Genomic DNA, 19,185 nt, shown 5'->3' on the forward strand with positions numbered 1-19,185 from the left:
ATCGTTCCATACTCTTTCGACGCCGCATTGCCATCGCTTGCAATCAAGCCGGTTGCCCCGTGTTGTTATGGCCCCATTATTTAGCAAGCGCCGGTTTTTCGCAACGGCTATCTTTATAAGGTCCCGAGGCCCGTTCCCAGCCAAATCCCAGGGTCGACTGGGCGCAGGACAGGGTGCCGTCGACTTTGCTGCGCCACTGGTACCAGGGCGCCGGCCCGGCCCATGCGCCAGCGCAAACGGCCAGCAAGGCCACGGCGAGGATGTATTTCATTGCAATGCTCCAAAGAAAAGCCTGGCCCCATTGTAGCGCGCCGGCCTGTCAGGCGGCCCCTGACTGCGGCGCTGCGACGGGCAGCTGCAAGGTGAAGGTGGTGCCGGCGGGGCTGCTGGCGGCGTCGATATGGCCACCGAGCACGCCGGTGACGATGTTGTGCGCCACGTGCAGGCCCAGGCCGGAACCGCCCGAACCGAGTTTTGTCGTGAAGAAAGGATCGTAGATATGCGTGAGGTCGTCGGCAGGGATGCCTACGCCCGTGTCGGCGATGGACAGGGTGATGCCCTGGCCGTCGCCGCTGCCGCGCGCGGTGATCGTGATGCGTCCGCCACTGCGGCCTTCGAACCCATGGCGCAGGCAGTTTTCCAGCAGGTTGCTCAGCACCTGGCCCAGCGGGCCCGGGTAGCTGTCCATGGCCAAGCCGTCCGGCACGTCTTGCGTCAGGCTCAGTCCGGCCGCCTTCAGCGGGGTGGACATGGGCAGCATCAGTTCGGTCACGAACTGGCGCAGCAGGAAGTGACGCCGTTGCGAGCTGGCGCGGTCGACGGCAATCTGCTTGAAGCTGTTGACCAGGTCGGCGGCGCGCTGCAGGTTGCGCAGCATGATGGCGTCGGCCTCGCCGGCCTGCGTCAGGTAGGCGTCGAGCTCCGAGCGGCGCAGGCCGCCCTGGAAGCTGGCCTGGATCTCGCGCGTGCGTTCGGCCATGGTGGTGGCCACCACCAGGCCGTTGCCGATCGGCGTATTGAGTTCGTGCGCGATGCCGGCCACCAGCGCGCCCAGCGCCGCCAGTTTGTCGCGCCGCACCAGTTCTTCCTGAGTAATGGACAGGTTCTCCAGCGCGGCGGCCAGTTCGCGGTTCGCCTGTTCGGACTGTTCTTTGGCCTGCGTCAAGGCGGCCGTGCGTTCGGCCACCAATTCTTCCAGGTGGGTGCGGTGGCGCTGCAGTTCGCGTTCGTGGCGCATGCGCCCGATGGCGATGCCGGCCAAGTCGGTGGCCGTGTCGATCAGGCCCTGGTCGTGCGCGTCGGGGCTGCGCACTTCGCGGTAATACATGGCAAACGAGCCGAGCACGGCGCCATCCTGGCCGAAGATGGGGCGCGACCAGCAGGCGCGCAAGCCGAACGGCGCGGCCAGCTCGCGGTAGGGCGCCCATAGCGGATCGTGCATGATGTCGCTGACGACCACCGGCTCGCGCAGGAACATGGCCGTGCCGCAGGAGCCTACGCCGGGGCCGATTTCCACGCCTTCGAGCTGGGCCATGTAGTCGGGCGGCAGGCTGGGGCCGGCCGCGCTGTGCATGTGGCGCCCATCGTCGTCGAGCAGCATGATGGAGCAGTACACGTCGCGCGACTGGCCTTCGATCAGCAGCAGCAACTGGTTCAGGGTGGGGATCAGCGGCGCGCCCTTGGCGACCATTTCCAGCAAGGCGCGCTGGCCCGAGCGCATCGCGTCGGCGAGGTTGCGCTCGGTCAAGTCGATGATGCGCGCATGCACCAACTGGCGGCCCGGCACGGACAAGCGCATCAGGCGCATTTCGCATTCGATGGGGTGGTTGTCGCGGTGGCAGCAGCTGGCGCGGAAGACGACGATCTTGCCTTGCAGGGTTTCGCGTATCTTTTCATCGAGTAATTGCGCCGAGGAATGGCCATCGTTCTGTTTCTTGGGAAGCAGTGGTGTCATGCCGCCTTGCAACAGATCGGCCAGCGGCATGCCGAACAGTTCTTCGGCCAGGTGGTTGGCGTCGATCAGCAGGCTGTTATCGATGTCAAGCAGCAAGACGGCGTCGGGCGAACCGGCCAGGATGGCATGGTAATTGACTTCCAGCGTTTGTGGATGTAAGGGCCGTGGCGGCGTGGCGAGGGCGGCGGCGGGCAGGGCGCCAGGCGCCACGGCCCTGTGCAACGCCAGTTCCATGAGGATTTTTTCGGCCACATCGCGCGCATTGAAGGGCATCTTGATGTAGTCGCTGGCGCCGGCGCCCACGCTGCGGCCCTGCTCCTCGGCGCTGGGGCTGGCCGACATCAGCAGCAGCGGCACGCCGTGGCGTCCGCCTGCATTGCGCAGCCGCATGCAGGTGGCGCCGATATTCGTGCCGGCCAGGGCCGCGTCGAGCAGGATCAGGTCCGTGCCGTGGGCGGCCAGTTCCACGCCTTCCTCGACATCGCCCGCCAGCCCCGTGCCCAGGTTATGCCGGTCCAGCACATACAGCAGTTCGCGCACATCATTTGGCGAATTGCTGACCAGTAACACCCTGGCCCGGTCGGTGATGGAAGAAATCAACTGATTCATGGTGTCGCGCCCTTACGCGGTGCATGGGACTAATATTACATCAAGGCAAGAAGGAGTAAACGATAATTATGCAGCGCAAAAAGCAGGGCGTTTTTATCGCGTTTGCGTCGCATTCAAGCGGCGCTTTTCGCTGCCGGCGCCGTTGCCAGGTCCGCCCGCGCCTGTTCGATGCGCGGGTAGTTATCCTCGATCCAGTCGACCAGCACGGCCAGCCGCTCGGCCGCCTCGCGCCCCAGTGGCGTCAAGCTGTATTCCACTTTTGGCGGGATCACCAGGTAGGCCTGGCGCAGCACGAAACCGTCGCCGGCCAGCGCTTCCAGGGTTTGTGCCAGCATTTTTTCGCTGACGCCGCCCACTTCACGGCGCAGTTCGCTGAAGCGGCGCGTGCCACTCAGCAGCAGCACCAGCACCAGCACGGCCCAGCGGCTGGTCAGGTGGCTGAGCACGGCGCGCGACGGACAGGCGGCGGCCAGCAGATGGGCGCCCTGGTGTTGCCGGACGAGGGCGGCGCGCATGCTGGCGCCCGGAGTGTCTGTGAGCATGATAGTTGGCCTGGAAAAGTGTTAACGCTAATTTATACTTACCAAAAGGTACGTACTTACAATAAGTAAGTAATAGTCCTATTATAGGATTTTACCCGCCACCTTCCAAGGAGAAATCATGATCGTCATTACCGGCGCCACAGGCAAACTGGGCCAGCACGTCATCGCCAGCTTGCTGCAATCCGTACCAGCATCGAGCATCATCGCCGCCGTGCGCAATCCGGCCAAGGCGCAAGACCTGGCCGCCCAGGGCGTGCAAGTGCGCCAGGCCGATTACAACGATGGCGCCAGCCTCGATAGCGCGTTCCAGGGTGCAACGAAAATCCTGCTGATTTCGTCGAGTGAAGTTGGGCAGCGCGCGCAGCAGCACCAGAACGTCATCGACGCGGCCAAGCGTGCCGGCGTGGGCCTGCTGGCCTATACCAGCGTCTTGCGCGCCGACACGTCGCCGCTGGCCCTGGCCGCCGAACACGTGATCACGGAAGCGGCCATCCGCGCCTCTGGCTTGCCATATACCTTCCTGCGCAACGGCTGGTACCTGGAAAACCATACGGAACACCTGGCGCCCGTGCTCGAGCACGGCGTCATGCTGGGCGCGGCGCAAGATGGCCGCTTCTCGTCGGCCGCGCGCGCCGATTACGCCGCTGCTGCCGCTGCCGTCTTGACGGCGAACAAGCCGCAAGCCGTATATGAGCTGGCGGGCGACCACGGTTTTACCCTGGCCGAGTACGCGGCCGAGGTGGCGCGCCAGTCGGGCAAGGCCATCGTCTACAGGGATTTGCCGCCGGCGGACTTCAAGGCGGCCTTGACAGGCGTGGGCGTACCAGAAGGTTTTGCTGCTTTGCTGGCCGATTCCGATGCGGGCGTGGCCAAGGGCGGCCTGGAGGATAAGGGCAAGCAGTTGAGCGCGCTGATTGGCCGTCCGACGACGACCCTGATGGATGCCGTGAAGGCGGCGCTGGCGAAGTAAGGCAGTGGGTGCCGTGGCAACGCGGCATTGAGCAATGCATGCTGGAATGAAAAAAGCCGCAAACTCGTGAAAGTTTGCGGCTTTTTTGCGAATTAGGTAATGGTGCCCACGAAGGGACTCGAACCCCTACACCCGAAGGCACATGGACCTGAACCATGCGCGTCTACCAATTCCGCCACGTGGGCACTGATGCTGCTTGTTACTATTATCTCACTACTGCACTGCGGACCACAACGATGAACAACTCGTTGCTGGTGGTGCCCACGAAGGGACTCGAACCCCTACACCCGAAGGCACATGGACCTGAACCATGCGCGTCTACCAATTCCGCCACGTGGGCATTGTGCTGCTTGTTACTCACTACTCACTACTTTACTGCGGACCACAACGATGAACAACTCGTTGCTGGTGGTGCCCACGAAGGGACTCGAACCCCTACACCCGAAGGCACATGGACCTGAACCATGCGCGTCTACCAATTCCGCCACGTGGGCATTGTACTGCTTGCTGCTTGACGCTGCGTGTTCTGCAGCGAGGACAAAATCATAAGGGCTGGCGCGCATTCGGTCAATCAACATTTGATTGTTTTCTTCAAGAAAACTTGTTTTTCGCCTGAAAACGCTTGTTCTCTATGAAAAAAGGAGAAATCTGCCTATTTTTTCAGCACTTTTTGCTGATTTCTGATGCCCGCTGGAGTGTGGTCAGCCTGAAGCGCTGGCAGGGTGGGTAAAGGAAGGCGGGGAGGGTAGGCTGCGGAAATGAAAAAAGCCGCAAACTCGTGAAAGTTTGCGGCTCTTTGCGAATTAGGTAATGGTGCCCACGAAGGGACTCGAACCCCTACACCCGAAGGCACATGGACCTGAACCATGCGCGTCTACCAATTCCGCCACGTGGGCACTGATGCTGCTTTATTTGCTGCTGAGCTACTTGTTGCAAAAAAACTTACTACAACAATTCTGCTATTATAGCGTCTTGAAGAGTTTTGCGCCAGATGAGCTTTCGCTCCATACTGCACATCAACCCTGTACCGCTTTCCTGCAACTGCATTCCCGTGAGGGTTTGTCGCTGCAAGAGACCGAGATTATAGAGCAATATTTGCCGAAGTCAAATGCATTGCGCGGCTTTTCTCCTTTTTTCATCGGCGCAGTGTTTGTACTGTTTCCGATACGCTGTACGTTAGGCAAACCAGTTAGGCAAACCAAGGCGTCGTCCGGTACACTACCGGGTATCACCGTGTCAAATTGACGGTGATGTCATCGGTCTTTGTACTCCGTTTGATCACTGTCAATAACAACTATAGAAATACTTTTGAGCCAAAATACCCACACCATTCCCAGCCGGGAGGACATTCTCGGCATATTCCGCAGCGTCAACGCGCCTCTCGATTCGCAGTCTCTCGGGAAAACGCTGCAAGTGCATGCCGATTCCATGGATGTCCTGGTCCGTCGCCTGAAGGCGATGGAGCGCGACGGCCAGCTCAAGTCTGATGCCAGCGGCGTATTCGCGCTGGCCGACCAGAGCGCGCTCGTCGCCGGTCGCGTCACCAGCCACCGCGATGGATTCGGTTTCGTCATTCCTGACGACGCCAGCGCCGACCTGTTCCTGCCTGAGAAAGAAATGCAGAAAGTGTTGCATGGCGACAAGGTCATGGCCCGCATCGTCGGCACGGACCGCCGCGGCCGCCCGGAAGGCACGATCGTGGAAGTCACCTACCGTGCCAACACCCACGTCATCGGCCGCCTGATCCAGGAAAACGGCAACTGGGTGGTGGCGCCGGAAGACCAGCGCATCGGCCAGGACATTTTAGTCACGGGTTCCTTGGGCAAGGCGAAAGCCGGCCAGATCGTCAGCGTCGAGTTGACCGAGCAGCCGATGCGCTTCAAGCAGCCAGTCGGCAAGATCGTCGAAGTGCTGGGCGCGCTCGATGATCCCGGCATGGAAATCGAAATTGCCGTACGTAAATTCAATGTGCCGCATATCTTTTCCGCCGCCGCGTTGAAACAGGCTGAAAAACTGCCGTTCGAAGTACGTGACGCCGACCTGAAAGACCGGGTCGACCTGCGCGACGTGCCATTGGTCACCATCGACGGCGAAGACGCGCGCGATTTTGACGATGCCGTGTATTGCGAACCTGTCAAGATTGGCCGCGCCAACTGTTTCCGCCTGATCGTCGCCATTGCCGACGTCAGCCATTACGTCAAACCGAACGACGCGCTCGACACCGATGCGCTCGAACGCAGCACGTCCGTGTACTTCCCGCGCCGCGTGATTCCGATGCTGCCGGAAAAACTCTCGAATGGCCTGTGTTCGCTGAATCCGGCCGTCGATCGTTTGACCCTGGTATGCGACGCCGTCGTCAGCGACAAGGGCGAACTGAAGGCTTATCAGTTCTATCCGGCCGTGATCCATTCGGCCGCGCGCCTGACGTATGACGAAGTGGCCGCCGTGCTGGGCAACACCAAGGGTCCGGAAGCGGTGCGCCGCGCCGATATCCTGCCGCACCTGCAAAACCTGGAAGCGGTCTACCGTGCCTTGCTGAAAGCACGCACGGAGCGGGGCGCCATCGATTTCGAGACGACGGAAACCTATATCGTCTGCAATAGCGCCGGCAAGATCGAAAAGATCATCCCGCGCACGCGCAACGAAGCGCACAAGATCATCGAAGAGTGCATGCTGGCAGCCAACGTCTGTGCGGCCGATTTGTTGCTGCGCAATAAACACCCGGGCACCTACCGCATCCACGCCAGCCCGACCAAGGAAAAGCTCACGCAAGTGCGCACATTCCTCAAGCAAGTCGGCCTGAACCTGACGGGTGGTGACACGCCATCGGCATCGGATTACCAGACACTGATGCAGCAGATCAAGATGCGTCCCGACGCGGCCCTGCTGCAAACGATGCTGCTGCGCTCGATGCAGCAAGCTGTCTATAGCCCGGACAATATCGGCCACTTCGGCCTGGCGTACGAGGCGTATGCCCACTTCACCAGCCCGATCCGCCGCTACCCTGACTTGCTGACGCACCGCGCCATCAAGGCCATTCTGCAAGGCAAGAAATACGAGCCGAAGCTGGCCGACACCAGCGTGCTGAACACGAATGTATCGAACGCCACGCGCAAGCAGCAGGCGAAAGACAAGGCCGAAGGCAAGCCGAAGAAGACCGAACTGACCATCTGGGATGCGCTGGGCGTGCATTGCTCGGCCAACGAGCGCCGCGCAGATGAAGCGTCGCGCGACGTCGAAGCCTGGCTCAAGTGCTACTTCATGCAGGACAAGCTGGGCGAGGAATTCACCGGCACCATCACGGGCGTGACCACCTTTGGCGTGTTCGTGCAGCTTGATACGTTGTTTGTCGAAGGCCTGGTGCATGTCACAGAGCTGGGTACCGATTACTTCCAGTACGACGATGCGCGCCATGAATTGCGCGGCGAACGCACGGGCAAGCGCTATCAGCTGACCGACCGCGTGACGGTGCAGGTAGCACGCGTCGACCTGGAAACGCGCAAGATCGACCTGCGCCTGGTGACCGATGCGGAACTGGCAGGCGAAGAAGCGCCAGCCAAGCATGCGGGCGGCAAGCGCAAGGGCGAGAAGAAAAACATGGTCAAGCCTGGTCCTGTGACCGAGCAGCGCCATGAAGTCAAGACCAGCGTCAAGGCTGGTCATGGCAGCAACGGTGCAAAAGCGCCGGCAAAGGCAGCGCCGAAAGCCGCCAGCCAGGCCACGGCAGCACCCAAGGCCGCGCCCAAGGGTCAGCCGAAGCGCAGCAAGACCCCTGCCGCGGCGCCCGCTGCGGCGGCACCACGAGCAGCAAAAACTGGTTCAAAAACAAGCAAGAACAAGCGATAAAAGAAGCGATAAACAATGAAGAATAAAATGATTTTCGGCTTCCACGCCGTCACCTCGCGCCTGCGTCATGAAGCGTCGTCCGTGGAAGAAATTTTCGTCGATGCCAGCCGCGTCGACGGCCGCATGAAGGACATGATCGCCGCCGCCAAGTCGGCCGGCGTGCGCGTCATGCCCGTCGACTCCGCGCGTCTCGACAAGATCGTCGGCACGCGCCGTCACCAGGGCGTGATTGCCTTTGCCTCGCAACTGTCGCTGGCGCGTAATCTGGACGAATTGCTGGACGCCATCGATGGCCCGCCGCTGCTGTTGATACTCGACGGCATCACTGACCCGCACAACCTGGGTGCCTGCCTGCGCGTTGCCGACGGCGTCGGCGCACACGCCGTCATCGTGCCGAAGGACCGCGCCGTGGGCTTGAATGCCACGGCCGCCAAGGTTGCCAGCGGCGCCGCCGAAACCGTCCCGTACATCACCGTGACGAACCTGGCGCGCACCATGCGTGAATTGAAAGAGCGCGGCATCTGGCTGATCGGTACTTCGGACGATGGCGAAAAAGGCCTGTACGAAGCCGATTTCTCGGGTCCGACGGCCCTGGTCATGGGTTCCGAAGGCGAAGGCATGCGCCGTTTGACGCGCGATACCTGCGACATGCTCGTCAGCATCCCGATGTTCGGCTCCGTCGAGAGCCTGAATGTGTCGGTCGCTTCCGGCGTGTGCTTGTATGAAGCCCGCCGCCAGCGCATCGCCAAGGAAGGCTAAAAAACGTCCATGGCGGCGTTGCATTGCCTAGCCGTACATTTGTACTGTCTTCGGCAATGCGCCTAGCCCTGAACATTTTGTAGCGCTTCCCTGATCGGCCGCCGCTCTGATGCCGGCGGCCGATTTGCTTTCCCCTCCAGCAATTCCCTACCGAATACGCTACCATTTGCGTTCCACCTTATCCGTTTTTATTATGTTCCACCACCTGCGCGAAGATATCAACAGCATTATTGAACGTGACCCGGCTGCCCGTAATGGCTGGGAGGTGCTGACCTGTTATCCTGGGCTGCACGCCATCATCATGCACGGCTGGGCACACTGGTGCTGGCTGCGCGGGCTGAAGTGGGTAGGGCGCTTCATTTCCTATATTGCCCGCATCATCACGGGCATCGAAATCCATCCGGGCGCCATTATTGGCCGCCGCGTCTTCATCGACCATGGCTTCGGCGTGGTGATCGGCGAGACGGCCATTGTCGGCGACGACTGCACCATCTACCAGGGCGTGACCTTGGGCGGCACTTCGCTGCACAGCGGCACCAAGCGCCATCCGACCCTGGCGCGCGGCGTCATCGTCGGCGCCGGCGCGCAGGTGCTGGGCAGTTTTACGGTGGGCGAGTACGCCAAGGTGGGCTCGAACGCGGTGCTGCTGAAAGCCGTGCCAGCTGGCGGCACGGCCGTCGGCAACCCGGCGCACGTCGTGCAAAAAGATGTCAACGCCCTGCGCGAAGGCAGCACGGCGCACCTGTTCGCAGCCTATGGCGTGACGCCGAACGGCGACGATCCGCTGTCAAAGGCACTGCAGGGCTTGATTACGCACGCCGTGGCGCAGGAACAGCGCATCGAAACCATCCTCGCCACCCTGAAGGCGGCGGGCATTTGCTGCCAGGCTGTGCCTGAATGTGATAAATTTGATTCGGAACAAATGAACAAGCTGGTGGACTGATAGCTGGCGGACTGACCAAAGAGGATGACGCATGAGTACTGATGTAACTGCAGCAAGCACCGACAATCCTAACCTGCTCGACCCATTCGAGATCCGCGTGCTGGCCGTGCTGGCCGAAAAGGAAGCGCTGACGCCGGACAGCTACCCGCTGTCGCTCAACGCGCTGACCAATGGCTGCAACCAGCTGTCCAGCCGCGACCCCGTCATGGCCCTCTCCGAGGAAACCGTGTATGACGTGCTGCAGCGCTTGATGCAGCGCAAATTCGTTAACGGCATCACGCAGGCTGGCGCCAGGGTCGCCAAGTACGAACACCGCATGCGCATCAAATGGTCGCTGGAGCAGGACAAGCTGGCCATCCTGGCGATATTGATGCTGCGCGGCTTGCAGACGGCGGGCGAAATCCGCAGCCGCAGCGGCCGCGTGCATGAATTCAAGTCGGTGGCCGAGGTGGAATCCGGCCTGCAATTCCTGATCGATAAATACCCGCCGCTGGTGGCGAAATTGAACGTCGCGCCGGGCGCCAAGGAGCCGCGCTACGGCCATTTGCTAGGCGGTGCAGAAGCGCTGGCCCAAATCGAGACGGCGGCCGGCTACGTGGGCGCCGTCAGCGCGCCACAGCAGGGTAGCCGCGTGGCCCAGCTGGAACAGGAAGTGCTGCAACTGCGCAGCGATTTCGATGGCTTGGCGGCGCAGTTCGAGGCGTTTCGCAAGCAGTTCGAGTAAACAGTAGCCTTTGTCGTGCCGCTCAATTTTCTGGATAATTCGCCGGATCGATGGCTGGCGCCACATGGTGGCGGAACACGTCGCCGCCATGTGGGTGTTTTTGCGTGCGGCGTTTTTCATCCGACGGTGGACTGATCAGCACGATCGACGCTTCGTCCGGGTTGCGCAAGTTCACCGCCGCGCTGACGCCGCCATCGCGGTAGCTACCCATCACGCCGATAGCCATCTGCACGAACAGGGTGGCCGCGCCGTATTGCCCAGGCGTTGATCCGTATCGATCCACTGCGCCGTGTTGCCGCTGTCGAGTTCCGTGCCGCCATCTTGCGCGTGTTTTAACAAAGTCTTGTGCAGCGCCACCAGCTGCTCTGTGCTGCCGCCGGTGGCGGCGATCAGGCGCGCTGGCGCGGCGGGCTGTTCGGCTTCGGGCAGGTTGCGCAAGGCTTCCTGCCAGCCGGCAAGCAAGGCTTGCTCGCGCTGGTCGCGGCGCGTCAAGGGCTTGCCATCCTTGTCGAGCATCTTGACAAAAGTAGGCCGGTGGATGAAGCCGAAGGTCGGCAGGCGGTCGAGCTGCGCCAGCTGCTCCTTATTGAAGGGCAAGGGAAACCACGGCGTGGGCTGCCAGTCTTTCGGCGGATGGTAGGTCTTGTGCTGGAGCCTGTCGAACATGCTGAAGCTGCCTGTGCCACGGATATCGGGGCGTTGCGCGAATTGTGCTGCGACGGGCAGCCATTCGGCAACTAAAGGTGGCCGCTGCGTGATTGCCGTAGGATCACTTTCCAGGCGTGCCTGCGGCACGGTTCCCATCAATTCATAGTAAGCCAGGTACAGCCGCCGTGCCACGCCATAGGTGTTGAGGTCATCGACGCTGTCCTCGGGCGGTGCGTCATCGTATGCGAACTTCCGCACGGCCTCGATGCGCTCGCGCCGCGCCAGCACGAAGAGGGCGGAGGCGTCGGGCATTTCGGGCATATAGCGGCCGTCTTTAACGAGCGATGGCGATTCATTGGGCCGGTACAGATCGCGCGTGGGCGTGCTGTCTTCGGAGTTGAGCACGATGTACGGCACGTCGGGATGGGCGTCAAAAAAAGCGAACACGTCTTCCAGGATGCGGTCCGGGTGTTCGCTGAAGCGGCGCGCACCGGCAATGAACAGATGCCAGTGCAGGCCGGAGGGTGCGGCGCCACCTGTTAAACCGATGAGTGGAGCATCTGGTTTGTCCACCATGCGCGAATTGAAGACAGGCGCTTCTGCATTGAAAACAGGAACACCGAAATACATGGGAATATACTTTGCCCCATTTTCCAGCGCGTCACCACCACGGCTCCCCGACATGCCAGACCTTTCCATGGCATCCCACGGGTATTTTTCCTTATCCTGTTCGCGGATGCTGGCATAGGCGTTTCCCTTCTGCAGCGCTTCCCACAACTTGCCCTGCCGATACTTGTCGAGGGTGACGCCGAGACCGATGACTTCCAGAACATACTCGCGTTTCTCCTGCTCGCTGGGAGCCGCCTGTTGTGCTTGCTGTTTTGCCACCGCCGCAGGCTTGGTAGAGTGCAACCAGCGTGAACCGAGTAATGTGGCCGCCACGATGGGCGGGATCAGCAAGAGCCATTGCAGGTGTTGCCATATTTTTCTGCTCATCGTGGACTCCAGTAAGGAATGTGATTGACCGATCAATAAAGACCAAAGCAGTAGCAGTGCCATTGCACCAAGGCCAGCACCGAGCGGATACTTCAAGCGTGGAAGCAAGTTTTTCATTTTGGGATGTCATCGCTGGCTTTGTGGACGACTGGCGTGACGACCGATTCGGTGCGTCTGCCGGTCAAGGTTTCACATACGACGGTGGAGGGCAGGCCAGCGTGCAGGGCTGGTAGCCAGGCCGGGAGTACTCCCGAACTGTAGTAGTGAGCATTACCTTCGATAATTTGTCTGTGTTGCGTGGATTCAGCCGCCCAATAGATACCAAATTGCGTCAAGAACTCTTCCCATCCGAGGATGGATAGTCGCTTCGGAGCATAGATATTTCGTTGTAGGCGCCAATCCGCCACCGCACACAAATACCGGTAAAACTTCGGATCACTGCTCGCCTTGCCCCCGCCGATTGCCACGTCATACGCCGTCACGTTGCGGTGGTTTTCCGCGTTGCCGATGATGGCGCCGTGGAAGGATTTGGGGCTGATTTCATGCTGCCAGCGCTGGCGCGCCTCGTTCGGGGGTTCCATGGGGTCGATGAATAGCAGGTCGCCACCGCGCGGGTAGCGGGCGACGCGTTCGAGCTCGCGCCAGTCTCCCGGTTCCTTGCCCAGATTGAGGGCTTGCTCCACCTGTTTGTGCGCTGCCGGGCTGAAAGGACCATAGTTGTATTCCGATTTACGGTCATGCTGGGGGCGCGGATCATCGACGACTTTCCGCGGGAGTTTTCGCACGCCTTGCTTGCTGGTAATGGCGATGGCCGCATCGATGGGATCGACTTCCTCGCACGGACCTTGCTGGTCGCGCGGCAGCCTAGCCTGGATGGAATCCTTCGGGAACTGCGCGGGGTGGATTTCGCCGCCATCCAGCACGGCCGCCCTGGGCACGCGCAGCGCTTCGCCGTTGATCGTGCGCAAGCCTTCGCGCCGGCCTGCTTCCGTTGAAAAGATATTCCATTTGCCCGACTTGACGGGCGGCCACGGCGCCTCGTCATGGTTGGCGCGGTGGCCCTGATTGGCGCCGGCCACGTGGGCGTGGTCATCCTCGCCGTCCAGGCGCAGCGCGAAGTCGTGCGGCGGCAAGCCCACCAGTACCGGGCCGCTGTTCTTTCCGGCCGCATCGAGGCGTTGCTTGTTGGTGAAGACGCGCTGGTAAAATCCCGCGCCCAATTCCTTCATGGGCTGGCGCCGCTGGAATTGCTTGTCCCACTGCGTGGGGCCATCGCCCCAGATGCTTTTGTCCGTCTTGCCCTCGGTTTTCGACAGGCCATGGCCATCGTGATAGTCGGGCACGCCTTGCCAGCCGATACCTTGCATATTGTCCAGCGCCACCGTCATGTCTTCGGGGCAAAAATACAGGTACACCTTGCCCCGGTTGTCGCGGTCCGCTTCTGCGCGCCACGCTGCGCCCGCCATGCCGTTGCAGACGGCGTGGTCCTTGATCTGCGCAAAGGCCGGTGTGGCGTGTTTTTTTGCCACCACGCCCTGCACGATCTGCACCAGCGTTTGCAGGCGTGCATGGAAGGTCTGGTGGTTGTTGATGGCCACGTATTGCTCGCGCATCGGCGCATCGTGGCCGCCGCCAAAGATGCGGCTCGCTTCCACGGTGCCGAAAAACATGCTGGTATCTTCCACCAAGCTGTAGGGCGGATGCGTGAGGATCAGCGTGTCGGCCGGGCGTTTTCCTTCGTCAAGCAGGAAGGCTTGCGCCAGCAGCGAGATCAAACAGCCCTGGCTGTGCGCGACGACGGAGACCACCTCATTGCTGTCGTAGTCGCGGATCATGGCGATGAGCGCAGCCAGGCGCTTGGCCGCCAGCACGCATGTACATGCGTCCCGGCGCCGTCATCAAGGGGCGCACGGGGTCGCCGCCCACATCGCTCGGCGAAAACAGGCCCTTGTTCCACATGTCGGGCAGGGTGTTGGTGGCGTTGCCGAATGGGCCGCCGTTCTTCGACATATCCTTGTCCAGGCGGTTGCCGTAGCGGTCGATATTTTGGCCGTTGAGCACTTTGCTGGCGTTGCTGTTTTCGCGAAAGCCCCAGTAAAACGGGATCACCGGGCTGTTGGTGGTGCCAGTCAGCTGGCGCTTGAAGTAGACGGCGTCCGGATCGGCTTCCAGCTTGTCCTTGTCGGCCGCCTGCGGCATGCGGTACGCGGCGGGCGTGAAGACGTGGCCGCCGCCGTACATGCGCGTATCGAGTCCCTGGCACAGGCCCTGTTCAACGGCGCCGAAGCTGGTGCCGACGTCGTTGACGCCGTGGATGACGATCACATTGCCCGGCAATTCCGGGCGGATGCGCACGATGGCGTTGCTCAGGCGCGCGCAATGAAGCAGGGCGTTACTCTTGCCGCTGATGTAGGGAAGTTTCGGATACGCCATCGCCGCTCCTTGCTGACCGGACAGGACAGTGTAGGGCGGCGGAATGACGGATCAATTGCGCTGAAACAAGGAGTTCGGCGATGCCGCGCCTAGCGCTCCCCCATCGACTCCGAAAATGTCTTGGCAATTGGTTTCGTCAAATAGCGCAGGACCGTCTTGCGCCCCGTGTTGATTTCCACGGTGGCCGTCATGCCGGGCTGGATCAGGATCGGTTCGCCATTCTTGCCGATCAGGTTGCGCCCGCTGGTCTTGATTTGCACGCGGTAGTAGGGCTGTTCATTGCCCTTGTTGTCTTCGTTCAAAGTATCCGCGCTGATGTAGCTGACGGTGCCGCGCAGGCGGCCGTAAATGCCATAGTCGTAGGCGTCGAGTTTCACGGCTGTGGGCAGGCCGGGCTTGATGAAGGCAATATCGGCCGGTTTGACCTTCGCTTCGATGATCAGGTCGTCGTCGGTGGGCACGATTTGCAGGATTTCCTCGCCCGGCTTGGCCACGCCGCCCAGGGTGGTGAGCCTGACGTTGCGCACGATGCCGTCGGTGGGCGCGTAGATGTCGGTCGAACCCAGCTGCTCCTTGCGCTGGGTGACCGTCTGCAGCACGCCGGCCAGGTCTTCCTGTGCTTTGACCAGGTCGGTCTGGCTGTCTTGCAGATACTTGTTGCGCCGGTTGGTGATCTGCGCCTGGATGTCGACCACCTGCCGCCGCAGTTTGAGCACATCGGCGCGGCTCACATCTCCCGTTTCCAGCAGCGGCAAGTTCATCTCCAGCTCTTCCTTGATGAGTTTCATGGCGCTGTCCAGTGCGGCCACTTCGGCCTGCACGGCGCCCTGGCGCTTGCTGAACAGGGCCAGCTGGTTGGCGCGAAACTCGGGAAAGGCCTGCAACTCGGCGGGGAATTTCGGTGCGCCGCCAAATACCTCCGCCTGCAGGCGCGCCACGGCTGCCTTCAGCCCGGCCGCCTTGGCCGTGCTTTCCAGGTAGCTCGTCTCGGCGCGCGTGCGGTCGAAACGTGCCAGCAATGCGCCCTTTTTCACCACGCTGCCTTCATGCACGCGCAATTCGGCCAGCACGCCGCCATCGGCCACCTGGATGATCTGGTTGCGCGAACTGGCGATCACCTGGCCATTGGCGCGCGTGACCTGGTCCAGCTCCGCCCACGATGCCCAGGCGATGACGCCTGCCAGCGCCGCCGCGCAGCCCCAGATCAGCACGCGTCCCCGTTTGGCTTCTTCTCTTGTCTCCACCTTGGCCAGTTTCATGCGACTGCTCCTTGCGCCACCGGCGCGGAGGCGGGGACGGGAGTTGGAGAGGGAGAAGGCACAGCCTGCGGCTTGCCCGATAGCTTGGCCAGCACGGCGTCGCGCGGGCCATCGAGCAGCACCCGCCCCGCCTGCAGCACCACCAGCCGGTCGAGCAGGGGCAAGAGGGCATTTTTGTGCGTGGTGGCGACCAGGGTCACGCCTTCGGCCGCCAGTTCGCCCAGCAGCCCCACGATGCGCGCCTCCGTCTTCGCATCCATGGCGCCCGTCGGCTCGTCGAGCAGCCAGATTCTTGGCTTGGCCAGCAGCAGCCGCGTGACGGCAATCAGCTGGCGCTGGCCGCCCGAGACGCCGCGTCCGCCCTCGGTAATGGCCAGCGCCAAACCGCGTGGCTGGCCGAGTATCAGTTCGATCAGGCCCGTGCGTTTCGCCGCTGCCAAAATCGCTTCCTCGCCCGGATCGGCCAGCCCCAACAGCAGGTTGTCGCGCAGGCTGCCGCTGAACAGGCGCGTCTCTTGCGGCAGGTAGCCGATCATTTCACGCACCACGGGTGGCGCCAGCAAGGCCATGTCGACGTCGCCCAGGTAGACCTTGCCCTCGGCCGGCTGGTACAGGCCCGAGGCCAGTTTCAGCAGGGTGCTCTTGCCCGAGCCGATGGCGCCCACCAGGCCGACCCGTTCGCCGGGACGGATGGCAAGGCTTTCCACTTCCAGCGCCACTTTTTGCGCGCCGCCATACGTAAAACGGATGCGCTCGAAGCGCAAGCCGGTGTCGAGGCTGCGCGGCGTCAGCGCGAATTGCGCGTTGTCGGCTTCATTGGGCAGGCTGATGACTTGTTCCAGGCCGTCGATCGAGGCGCGCGCATGCGCCCACTGCACCATCACGGCGGGCAGCTGCACGATGGGCATCAGGGCGCGGTTGCTGATGATGGTGCAGGCCATCAGGGCGCCCATGGTCATCTGGTTTTCCGCCACGAACCAGGCGCCCATGGAGATGAGGGCGACATTGGTCAGCTGCTGGAAGGCGGCCGTGATGTTTTGCGACAGTGCCGCATAATCGCGGATATTCTGCTCGGCGTGGCTGGTCTCGGCCACCAGTTCGGCCCAGCGCGCCTGCATCATCCATTCGGCGCTGCTGCCCTTGAGGGTTTCGACGCCATCCACGGCTTCCACCAGCAGGCCAGCCTTGCGGTTGCTGGCATTGAGATTCTTGCGCGTGTGGTTCTGGATGGCGCGCTGGAACATCAGGCCGCACACCAGGGCCAGCGGCAGGGCCACCAGTGGCACCACCACCAACCAACCGCCGATGATGGTGATCATGGCGAGAAAAATCAGGGCGAAGGGCACGTCCGTCAGCACGAACAGGGACGTCGATGTCAACACGCCGCGCACCATTTCAAAGCCCTTCACTTGCGCCGCCAGGGTGCCGACGGAGGCGGGGCGTGCCTCCATGCGGATGCCCAGCATGCGCTGGAAAAACCACTCGGACAGCTCATGGTCGACATCGTTGCACGAATGGTCGACGATGCGGCTGCGTACCTGCTTGAGGATGAATTCCAGGCCGATCGACAGCGCCACGCCCACCACCAGCACCCACAGGGTATTGAAACTCTGGTTGGGAATCACGCGGTCGTACACCTGCATGGAAAACAGCGAGGTGGCCATGGTCAGCAAGGTCACCAGCGCGGTGGCCAGCACGGCGTCGACAAACACGCCTTTTTTCAGCCACAGGGCGTCGCGCACCAGGCCCAGGGCGCCGGGGCGCGCCGCGCTCTTTTCGGGACGGCGGGGCAGGCCCACGCAAGCCAGGCCGGCCAGCGAGGCCAGTTGCAAAGAGCGGCCATCGGCGCCTTCGCCGCGCCAGGCACCATCGGCGCCGCGCGACTGCAGCAAGCCCCAGCCGGTGCTGGCGCTGTAGACGGCGAACGGCAGCTCGCCCGGCGTCGGTTCGTGCAACTGGCGCGCCGCGCCTTCCAGCCCGGCCGCCTGCCAGGTCGTGGAGAGGACCACGCTGGGTGCGTCGTTGTCATCGACGTGTTCGAGCTGGCGCTGCAGGTCGGCCAGGCGGGCGGCGGCCAGGTGCTGGCCTGTCAGGCGCGCGGCCTGGCCTATGAGTGTCAGCAAGCCATGTTTGATGGAGGTATCCACGCTGTCTCCTGTTTCTGTTCTGTTGGTGTCAATTGGCGCGTATCGAGGCTGCCGGCGCCGTGCGCCCGGCCAGGGTGCCCGTCTGCGCAGCCAGGCGCAGGCTGGCGGCAATTGCCTGCGCGCGCGTGTCTTCCAGCGAAAACTGCGCCTGCGTGGCTTCGCGCACGGCGTTAAGCACATCGTTCCAGCTCTTGCGCCCGATCACGTACTGGCGCGCGTACGATTCGAACACCTGCGTCGATGTGGTACTGGCTTCGCCCGCGTTGTCCAGGCGCTGGCGGCTCGCTTCGGCTTCGTTCCAGTCGAGGGTAAAACGTTCGCGCACGTCGCGTTCGGCCGCATCGTGCGCCGCGCGCGCGCCTTCGCGCCGGGCCACGGCGGCGTCCACGCCAGCCTTGGCCGACAGGCCGGCGCCCGGCTGCGCCTGCAGCACCAGCATGGCGCGCGTGCGGTTGTCGGCATTGATGCCGCCCGTGGGCTTTTCCATGCGCAGCACGACTTTTGGCATGTAGGCCGAGCGCTGCAGGGTGATTTCCGAGTCGGCCGCCTGCGCCTCGAAATCGAGGCGGTGCAGGGTGGGCGAGTAGCTGATGGCCTGGCGCATGACGCGTTCCAGGCTGGCGTCGGGCAGCGGTTCGCCCACACCGATGCCGCTGCCGCTGACCAGGCGCACGGGCTTGCCGGCCAGTTGCGACAGCTGCGCCAGCGCGTTCTCCAGCGCCTGGCGCGCATTCGATACATCGTTGGCCGCCTGGTAGGCACGCGATTCGGCCAGGCGCTGGTCCGTTTGCGAGCTGACCGACTGCACCACGCGGCGCTTGATCATTTCCAGCAGGCGCTGGTGTTCGGCCAGGCCGTCTTCGGCCGAACGCGCGCGGGCCGTCTGGCGCAGCGCTTCCGTATAAGCGGCGATCACGCGCAGGGACAGGTTCAGGCGTTCTTCCTCGATGGCCGCGCCGGCCGCGTCGACCCGGCTGCCGGCGGCATCGATGCCGGCGTCGATGCGCCCGCCGCTCCACAGCGGCTGCTCGATGCGCACCACGCCGCCCGTTTCCTGCGAGCCGGTGGGTATTTCGGCTGACAGGCTGGGAAAGCGCTGCCATTGCGCGCCATCAAGGTCGGCCCGCGCGGCCGCCTGCGCAGAACGCTTGCCCTGGACGCTCGGATGGCTTTGCAGCGCCTGCTGCAAGACCTGGTCGAAGCTCCAGGCGGTGGCGCTTTGGGCGCTGGCAAAAGAGGAAGCACAGGCCAAGGCGACGGCCGCCAGTACGGCCGCGATGCAGGGCAGGATGCCGGGCCAGGGGCGCCGGCGAAGTGGTATTGCTGGCAAACTGCGTAATCTCATCCTGTCTTTT

The 19,185-nt window shown here is 62.6% G+C and carries 13 protein-coding genes, 4 tRNA genes and 1 pseudogene; 5 read left to right on the top strand and 13 right to left on the bottom strand.

What is annotated here, in order from left to right; translation table 11 throughout:
- Positions 1 to 76: 76 nt before the first annotated feature.
- From ACQ4W6_RS12325 to ACQ4W6_RS12335, 3 genes are all read right to left on the bottom strand, one after another.
- On the bottom strand, positions 77 to 271 hold the full coding sequence (locus ACQ4W6_RS12325) for a hypothetical protein (RefSeq protein WP_436567475.1): 195 nt from the start codon (positions 269 to 271) through the stop codon (positions 77 to 79).
- Between the two features lie 48 nt (positions 272 to 319).
- Entirely contained in the window at positions 320 to 2,563 is a 2,244-nt protein-coding gene (locus ACQ4W6_RS12330; protein ID WP_436567476.1) for an ATP-binding protein, read from the bottom strand.
- A 113-nt stretch (positions 2,564 to 2,676) separates the two neighbouring features.
- Complete coding sequence (locus ACQ4W6_RS12335; RefSeq protein ID WP_436567477.1) at positions 2,677 to 3,105, bottom strand: winged helix-turn-helix transcriptional regulator; 429 nt, start codon at positions 3,103 to 3,105, stop codon at positions 2,677 to 2,679.
- A 118-nt stretch (positions 3,106 to 3,223) separates the two neighbouring features.
- On the opposite strand from ACQ4W6_RS12335, the gene ACQ4W6_RS12340 reads away from it, so the two are divergent.
- Positions 3,224 to 4,075 (top strand): SDR family oxidoreductase, encoded by an 852-nt coding sequence (locus ACQ4W6_RS12340; RefSeq protein ID WP_436567478.1) that lies wholly within the window; start codon positions 3,224 to 3,226, stop codon positions 4,073 to 4,075.
- 100 nt (positions 4,076 to 4,175) lie between these two features.
- Here the strand turns inward: ACQ4W6_RS12340 and ACQ4W6_RS12345 are convergent.
- The 4 genes from ACQ4W6_RS12345 to ACQ4W6_RS12360 all read right to left on the bottom strand — a co-directional run bounded on the left by ACQ4W6_RS12345 (position 4,176) and on the right by ACQ4W6_RS12360 (position 4,971).
- A tRNA-Leu gene (locus tag ACQ4W6_RS12345) sits at positions 4,176 to 4,260 on the bottom strand.
- A gap of 70 nt (positions 4,261 to 4,330) precedes the next feature.
- Positions 4,331 to 4,415, bottom strand: a tRNA-Leu gene (locus ACQ4W6_RS12350).
- Positions 4,416 to 4,484: 69 nt separating this feature from the next.
- Positions 4,485 to 4,569, bottom strand: a tRNA-Leu gene (locus tag ACQ4W6_RS12355).
- 317 nt (positions 4,570 to 4,886) lie between these two features.
- Positions 4,887 to 4,971 (bottom strand) — tRNA-Leu (locus tag ACQ4W6_RS12360).
- A 412-nt stretch (positions 4,972 to 5,383) separates the two neighbouring features.
- On the opposite strand from ACQ4W6_RS12360, the gene rnr reads away from it, so the two are divergent.
- From rnr to ACQ4W6_RS12380, 4 genes are all read left to right on the top strand, one after another.
- Positions 5,384 to 7,921, top strand: a complete 2,538-nt coding sequence (rnr, locus tag ACQ4W6_RS12365) for a ribonuclease R (RefSeq protein WP_436567479.1) — start codon at positions 5,384 to 5,386, stop codon at positions 7,919 to 7,921.
- 15 nt (positions 7,922 to 7,936) lie between these two features.
- Positions 7,937 to 8,680, top strand: a complete 744-nt coding sequence (gene rlmB, locus ACQ4W6_RS12370; protein WP_436567480.1) for a 23S rRNA (guanosine(2251)-2'-O)-methyltransferase RlmB — start codon at positions 7,937 to 7,939, stop codon at positions 8,678 to 8,680.
- 193 nt (positions 8,681 to 8,873) lie between these two features.
- On the top strand, positions 8,874 to 9,623 hold the full coding sequence (cysE, locus tag ACQ4W6_RS12375; RefSeq protein WP_436567481.1) for a serine O-acetyltransferase: 750 nt from the start codon (positions 8,874 to 8,876) through the stop codon (positions 9,621 to 9,623).
- A gap of 31 nt (positions 9,624 to 9,654) precedes the next feature.
- The gene (locus ACQ4W6_RS12380) at positions 9,655 to 10,347 is read left to right on the top strand and encodes a YceH family protein (RefSeq protein WP_436567482.1); all 693 of its coding nucleotides are present in this window, start codon (positions 9,655 to 9,657) and stop codon (positions 10,345 to 10,347) included.
- 22 nt (positions 10,348 to 10,369) lie between these two features.
- On the opposite strand, the pseudogene ACQ4W6_RS12385 reads toward ACQ4W6_RS12380, so the two are convergent.
- From ACQ4W6_RS12385 to ACQ4W6_RS12410, 6 genes and pseudogenes are all read right to left on the bottom strand, one after another.
- Positions 10,370 to 12,108 (bottom strand): annotated as a pseudogene (locus ACQ4W6_RS12385) (type VI lipase adapter Tla3 domain-containing protein).
- A complete protein-coding gene (locus tag ACQ4W6_RS12390) occupies positions 12,105 to 13,862 on the bottom strand; it encodes a T6SS effector phospholipase Tle3 domain-containing protein (RefSeq protein ID WP_436567483.1) in 1,758 nt (585 codons plus the stop codon). The pseudogene ACQ4W6_RS12385 and the gene ACQ4W6_RS12390 overlap by 4 nt, the downstream one beginning before the upstream one ends.
- Complete coding sequence (locus ACQ4W6_RS12395) at positions 13,801 to 14,424, bottom strand: T6SS effector phospholipase Tle3 domain-containing protein (RefSeq protein ID WP_436567484.1); 624 nt, start codon at positions 14,422 to 14,424, stop codon at positions 13,801 to 13,803. The genes ACQ4W6_RS12390 and ACQ4W6_RS12395 overlap by 62 nt, the downstream gene beginning before the upstream one ends.
- Before the next feature lie 89 nt (positions 14,425 to 14,513).
- A complete protein-coding gene (locus ACQ4W6_RS12400; RefSeq protein ID WP_436567485.1) occupies positions 14,514 to 15,683 on the bottom strand; it encodes an HlyD family type I secretion periplasmic adaptor subunit in 1,170 nt (389 codons plus the stop codon).
- Positions 15,680 to 17,830 carry an ATP-binding cassette domain-containing protein gene (locus ACQ4W6_RS12405; RefSeq protein ID WP_436567486.1) on the bottom strand — a complete coding sequence of 717 codons (2,151 nt, stop codon included), beginning with the start codon at positions 17,828 to 17,830 and terminating at the stop codon, positions 15,680 to 15,682. The genes ACQ4W6_RS12400 and ACQ4W6_RS12405 overlap by 4 nt, the downstream gene beginning before the upstream one ends.
- Positions 17,831 to 17,858: 28 nt before the next feature.
- Positions 17,859 to 19,175 carry a TolC family protein gene (locus ACQ4W6_RS12410; protein WP_436567487.1) on the bottom strand — a complete coding sequence of 439 codons (1,317 nt, stop codon included), beginning with the start codon at positions 19,173 to 19,175 and terminating at the stop codon, positions 17,859 to 17,861.
- Between the last annotated feature and the right edge of the window lie 10 nt (positions 19,176 to 19,185).

The organism is Janthinobacterium woesei (assembly GCF_051380875.1).
GTDB lineage: Bacteria > Pseudomonadota > Gammaproteobacteria > Burkholderiales > Burkholderiaceae_D > Janthinobacterium.

Coding starts and splice junctions, on each gene's coding strand:
- ACQ4W6_RS12400 (WP_436567485.1), bottom strand. CDS start 15,683: ATGAAACTGGCCAAGGTGGAGACAAGAGAAGAAGCCAAACGGGGACGC.
- ACQ4W6_RS12380 (WP_436567482.1), top strand. CDS start 9,655: ATGAGTACTGATGTAACTGCAGCAAGCACCGACAATCCTAACCTGCTC.
- ACQ4W6_RS12330 (WP_436567476.1), bottom strand. CDS start 2,563: ATGAATCAGTTGATTTCTTCCATCACCGACCGGGCCAGGGTGTTACTG.
- rlmB (WP_436567480.1), top strand. CDS start 7,937: ATGAAGAATAAAATGATTTTCGGCTTCCACGCCGTCACCTCGCGCCTG.
- ACQ4W6_RS12395 (WP_436567484.1), bottom strand. CDS start 14,424: ATGGCGTATCCGAAACTTCCCTACATCAGCGGCAAGAGTAACGCCCTG.
- ACQ4W6_RS12410 (WP_436567487.1), bottom strand. CDS start 19,175: ATGAGATTACGCAGTTTGCCAGCAATACCACTTCGCCGGCGCCCCTGG.
- ACQ4W6_RS12335 (WP_436567477.1), bottom strand. CDS start 3,105: ATGCTCACAGACACTCCGGGCGCCAGCATGCGCGCCGCCCTCGTCCGG.
- ACQ4W6_RS12325 (WP_436567475.1), bottom strand. CDS start 271: ATGAAATACATCCTCGCCGTGGCCTTGCTGGCCGTTTGCGCTGGCGCA.
- ACQ4W6_RS12340 (WP_436567478.1), top strand. CDS start 3,224: ATGATCGTCATTACCGGCGCCACAGGCAAACTGGGCCAGCACGTCATC.
- cysE (WP_436567481.1), top strand. CDS start 8,874: ATGTTCCACCACCTGCGCGAAGATATCAACAGCATTATTGAACGTGAC.